The sequence below is a fragment of the Streptomyces sp. NPDC051909 genome, assembly GCF_040681095.1.
Classification (GTDB): Bacteria; Actinomycetota; Actinomycetes; order Streptomycetales; family Streptomycetaceae; genus Streptomyces.
Window position 1 is genome coordinate 1 of sequence record NZ_JBFAYA010000069.1, and the last position, 4,197, is coordinate 4,197.

The 4,197-nt window shown below is 65.8% G+C and carries 5 protein-coding genes; 1 reads left to right on the forward strand and 4 read right to left on the reverse strand.

Going from position 1 to position 4,197, the window contains the following annotated elements:
• Nucleotides 1-189: transposase (locus AB0M18_RS36375; RefSeq protein WP_365765664.1), on the reverse strand; the 189-nt coding region annotated here is incomplete at its 3' end.
• Between the two features lie 603 nt (nt 190-792).
• Here AB0M18_RS36375 and AB0M18_RS36380 point away from each other — a divergent pair.
• Nucleotides 793-1,230, forward strand: a complete 438-nt coding sequence (locus tag AB0M18_RS36380; RefSeq protein WP_365765666.1) for a hypothetical protein — start codon at nt 793-795, stop codon at nt 1,228-1,230.
• Nucleotides 1,231-1,254: 24 nt separating this feature from the next.
• On the opposite strand, the gene AB0M18_RS36385 is transcribed toward AB0M18_RS36380, so the two are convergent.
• The 3 genes from AB0M18_RS36385 to AB0M18_RS36395 are packed head-to-tail and all read right to left on the reverse strand — an operon-like array spanning nt 1,255 to nt 3,571.
• Complete coding sequence (locus AB0M18_RS36385) at nt 1,255-2,097, reverse strand: IS5 family transposase (protein ID WP_365765668.1); 843 nt, start codon at nt 2,095-2,097, stop codon at nt 1,255-1,257.
• 53 nt (nt 2,098-2,150) lie between these two features.
• Entirely contained in the window at nt 2,151-2,570 is a 420-nt protein-coding gene (locus AB0M18_RS36390; RefSeq protein WP_365765670.1) for a RacP protein, read from the reverse strand.
• A gap of 2 nt (nt 2,571-2,572) precedes the next feature.
• On the reverse strand, nt 2,573-3,571 hold the full coding sequence (locus AB0M18_RS36395; protein ID WP_365765672.1) for a DUF6192 family protein: 999 nt from the start codon (nt 3,569-3,571) through the stop codon (nt 2,573-2,575).
• Nucleotides 3,572-4,197 lie beyond the last annotated feature (626 nt).

Here is a 4,197-nt window from a genome sequence, read left to right on the forward strand (position 1 = left end):
CTCCCACTGGATGCCGGTGTGGAGCACGAACAGGATCCCGCACAGGGCCTGCCGGTCGGGCACCCGCGGCCGGCCCGTCACCAGCTTCGGCGCCGGAACTGGCAACAAGGGCTCGATCAGTGACCACAGTTCGTCCGAGACGATCCACGGCCGGGAGTTCCTCTTCGCCACGAACGGGCTAACGAGCATCCAAGCCGACAGTCACACCATCAGCGGCTTCTGTTAGGACCTCTAAGTACCTGTTTCTGAACCCGGCCACTCCCTACTTCTGGTGTCACCCACTGGAGCCCAGGGCTCATATTGAGTAGCCGTTGCCGATGGCAGCGTGCTGGCGACACGGAAGAATGCTTCAAATGTGCAGGATTCAGCAACAAGTCTGTCATTGACGAGGTCGGCTGTGTGGAGTTCCCGCTCGCGGAGCTGTGGCGGTGGGATGGATCGCCAAACGCGTGGCCCTCATCGGTGTCTGCCGGCCCAGCCATTGACGACCGATTCACCGATGACGAACTGGAGTTCTGCAGGGCGCCACTGGATTGCCCGGCTATCGTCTCGATCAGCAGCGTGAACTAACCCTTCTTCCTGGCACCACGAGGAGAATACAGAGTGGCTGAGGCGCGCGAATTGATTGCGTGGGCTGCGAAATGGCTGCGGGATCGAGAGATCCCGCAAGAGTTTCTCCAGCTAGCTGCGGTTCAGAACGCCCGCCTATGAGGCGGAACCGATGCTAGCGCCCTGGAGAAAGCTCGTCCGACTTCAGCCAGCGATGAAGGCGCCGAGGAGTACTTGGAGTACATGCAGGATTCGCCCGACCCCCTGGAATATCTTGATGCCAGAATCATCGGGCCCGAAAGCGCCACCTGGGATGACGGTCTCGCGCAGGCGGTACTCGACGACGAGGCGAACTCCGAGGTTCCACATTTCGCCAAATTGCTGAGCTACTTCCTTGCGGCCGTCATGGTGGGTACGGATTTCGTCTATGGGTATTGGCTATATCCGGGAGAAGTCTGGCCACCGCCAATCGTGTGTGCCGACACTGAAGGAACCCTCTTCGCCGTGAGCGGGGCCTCACTGGCCGAGGCGCTGCTGGCGAATTGTGAGGACGATGCAGAAGTTGCTCTACTTGGGCAGTGGTTCACCAACCTCGGACTTTCTGTGAAAGTTCGCTCAGTATCAGAGATCCCAGACTCACTCGTCCGCATGGATCCGGAGATCCTGGAGCGGGAACTCTAAGCCTTACCTGGAGGCAACGAGAAGTCAGGCGGCCGGCGCGAGCGTGGTCCGGGCGGAACAGGTCTTGCTCCGGGTGAGACGGCGGGCCATGAGAGTGATGGCGGCCCAGGTGATCAGGGTTTCCGAGTGCTGGACGAGCCGTTCGTAGTCGCGCGCGTGCCGGCGGGCGTGCATCATCCAGGCCCAGGTCCGTTCGACGACCCAGCGACGGGGCAGCACGATGAAGCCGGAGGAGTCCTTCGGGCGGCTGACGGTCTTGATCGTGAGGCCCAGGTACTTCTTCGCCCAGGTCACGAGCTTGCCCGCGTAAGCGGTGTCGGCCCAGACGATGGTGATCTCGGGGTGCATGAGGCGGAGTCGGAAGAGGACTTCCTTGGCCGCGTGGCTGTCGTGGAGGTCGGCGGGAGTGACCATCACGAACAGGGGAAGGCCGCGGGTGTCGACGACGAGGTGGCGCTTGCGGCCGTTGATCTTCTTGCCCGCGTCGTACCCGCGGGAGTCCTTCCCGACGGTCTCGGCGGCCTTGACCGACTGGGAGTCGATCACGGTGGCCACCGCTCTGGGGCCTTTGCCCATGTCGCGGCGGATCCGCCCGGCGAGATGGTCGCGGATCTGGCCGACGACACCGGCCGCGGCCCAGCGGGTCATGAAGCCCCAGACGGTCCGCCAAGGTGGGAAGTCGGCTGGCAGGGCCCGCCATTTGCAGCCGGTGTCGACCACGTAGCGAATCGCGTCGACGATCTCGCGACGGGGATGCTTCTCCGGCCGACCCCCGATCGGTGTGTCGCAGGCCGGGATCGGCAGCAGCGGTTCGATCAGAGCCCACTCGGCGTCCGACGTGTCCGAGGGATAGCGGCGGAGACGCATCACGGTTCCTCGATGATGCGGCGGGGCCGTCGGCAGAGCGGCCCCGCCGCTGGTCAGGCAGTGGCGATGAGGTCGAGGGTGGATTCGATGGAGTTGAGCTGGGCGACGATGTGCCGCACCCACTTGTCGTTCGGGTGGACGGCGGCGTGCGGGGCGACCGTGCCGGTGATGAAACGGCGGAACTCCGTCAGCTTCTCGGAGACCACCGCCCGTTCGTATACCTCCAGCGCGGCCCGCTCAGCGCCGAGCTGGTAGCCGTTCTCCCTGGTCCAGATCAGCGGCGGCCAGCCGTTGGAGGCGATCACGTCCCGCAGGCAGGCCAGCCCGGAGCGGACCTGGCTCGGGGAGAGCTCGCTGGCGCGTACCAGCTGAGGGAACAGCAGCCCCGCCGGCCTGGCCTCGAAAAGGATGAACCGGAGGGTGTCCGCGTGCCGCTGGGCGGCTTCGCCCAGCCGCCGTGAGGCGCGGGGCATGACTACTGGCCCCGCAGCAGGCGGGCGAGCTCGTCGTCCATGTCGACCTTGCCGGTGTCGACGGCGGTCTCGATCCAGTCGAGCGTGGCGCGCATCAGTGCGATGTTCTCGTGCACGATCACCCGCTCGTCGTCCGACAGCTGCCGGTCACGCAGACCGGGGACCGTCCGGCCGGCGGCAGCAACGAAGGAGTGGCAGGCGGTGACCAGGTCCAGGAACTCCACCGCCCTGTCGATCTGCCTCACGGCCGGCGCGACGGGGCTGGTGTCCTCGAAGTGCTCGCGGGCTTGCCGGCTCCGCTCGGCCTGGGCATGGTTGACCTGGAAACGGGCGGTGTCGTCGCTCATCGCCTTGAACGCGATGTCCGGCCGCCGCAGCAGACTGGTCGCCGCACTCGCCGCGACCGCCTCGTCGCGAGTGAACTCCTCCACCACCCGGACCTTGTCGGTCTGTGCCACCTTCGCCGCGACCTGCGGACGACGCAGCAGATCACCGGTCACGGCCGCGGCGACCTTGTCATCCTGGGCGAGCGCGTGGATGGCGGTGACCTTCTCCTGCGGCGAGACCGGGGTCTCCACCTGGACTCCGGTCCGGCGCCGGGCGTCGTCCATCGTCCAGCGGGTCTTGCCCGCAGGAGGTGTCTCGATCGCGGCGTACCGTTCCGTCTCGTTGTCGATGCTGGCCAGCACTTTGTGGACCGAGAAGGATGCCTCTTTGCGGCGTTTGTCGGCCGGCCAGCGCGAGGCCGTCCAGCGGGCCGTCTTCACCGTCTTCACGGCCAGACCGATGTCTTCGGCCAGCTGGGTCAGGGACAGATCCACGGACCACGCGTGGTCGGTGGCGACCCCTCCGCGGGGACGGATCGGCTCGATCTCCAATGCCCGGTCCCCGATCGTGAACTGCCCCTGTGTCTGCTGTTCGACCACGCCCCGCAGCTCGGCAACGATCTGCTCATAGCGGGACTGGCTGACGTTTCCGACCTTCTCGTTCTCCTCGGTCATGGCTTTCACCATCCAAGTACGGGCTAGGGCACGGCACTTCGGGCCGTGACGAGACGGGGCCCGCATCCACCACCGAGAGTCAGACCGAAAATCCGAAGATCGTAACGAATGGCCGGAGATGACCGGATCGTGAATGAAACCGGACTGAGGATGCGTTCGATCAGCGGTCACTGTGACCGTTCCGCGAACGGTTCCTTCCGCCGCCTCCAGGCCCGCACCACACATCGCCGTGAGCAATACACGGCGTCCGAGCGGCGGTCGACGCCGGCCACCCACCGGGCCCCGCACTCCAGGCACCCAACCTCATCGGCGTCACCCCGGACGGCCGCCAGGCGCTTCCGTAGCCGCCGTTCCGTACGCCACTGCCTGGAACGACATACCGACGAGCAGAACACGGCCCCGGGCCGGGCGCCCGGCCTCAGCCGTTCGCCACAAGCCCGACAGTTCCTCTCCCCGGCCCGTCCGATGCCCTTGGACACCACGCCAGCGTAGGACCCAAGGCTACTCAGGACCGGGGCTTAGAAACAGGTACTGACCTCGATCTTCGTGACGGTGTCGTCGGTTGTAGAGCAGGGATCTCGCGAAGCCGCCGTGTTCTTGTGAACAGCTGGCCGGCTGGGGCATGA

Coding starts and splice junctions, on each gene's coding strand:
- AB0M18_RS36380 (WP_365765666.1), top strand. CDS start 793: ATGCAGGATTCGCCCGACCCCCTGGAATATCTTGATGCCAGAATCATC.
- AB0M18_RS36385 (WP_365765668.1), bottom strand. CDS start 2,097: ATGCGTCTCCGCCGCTATCCCTCGGACACGTCGGACGCCGAGTGGGCT.
- AB0M18_RS36390 (WP_365765670.1), bottom strand. CDS start 2,570: ATGCCCCGCGCCTCACGGCGGCTGGGCGAAGCCGCCCAGCGGCACGCG.
- AB0M18_RS36395 (WP_365765672.1), bottom strand. CDS start 3,571: ATGACCGAGGAGAACGAGAAGGTCGGAAACGTCAGCCAGTCCCGCTAT.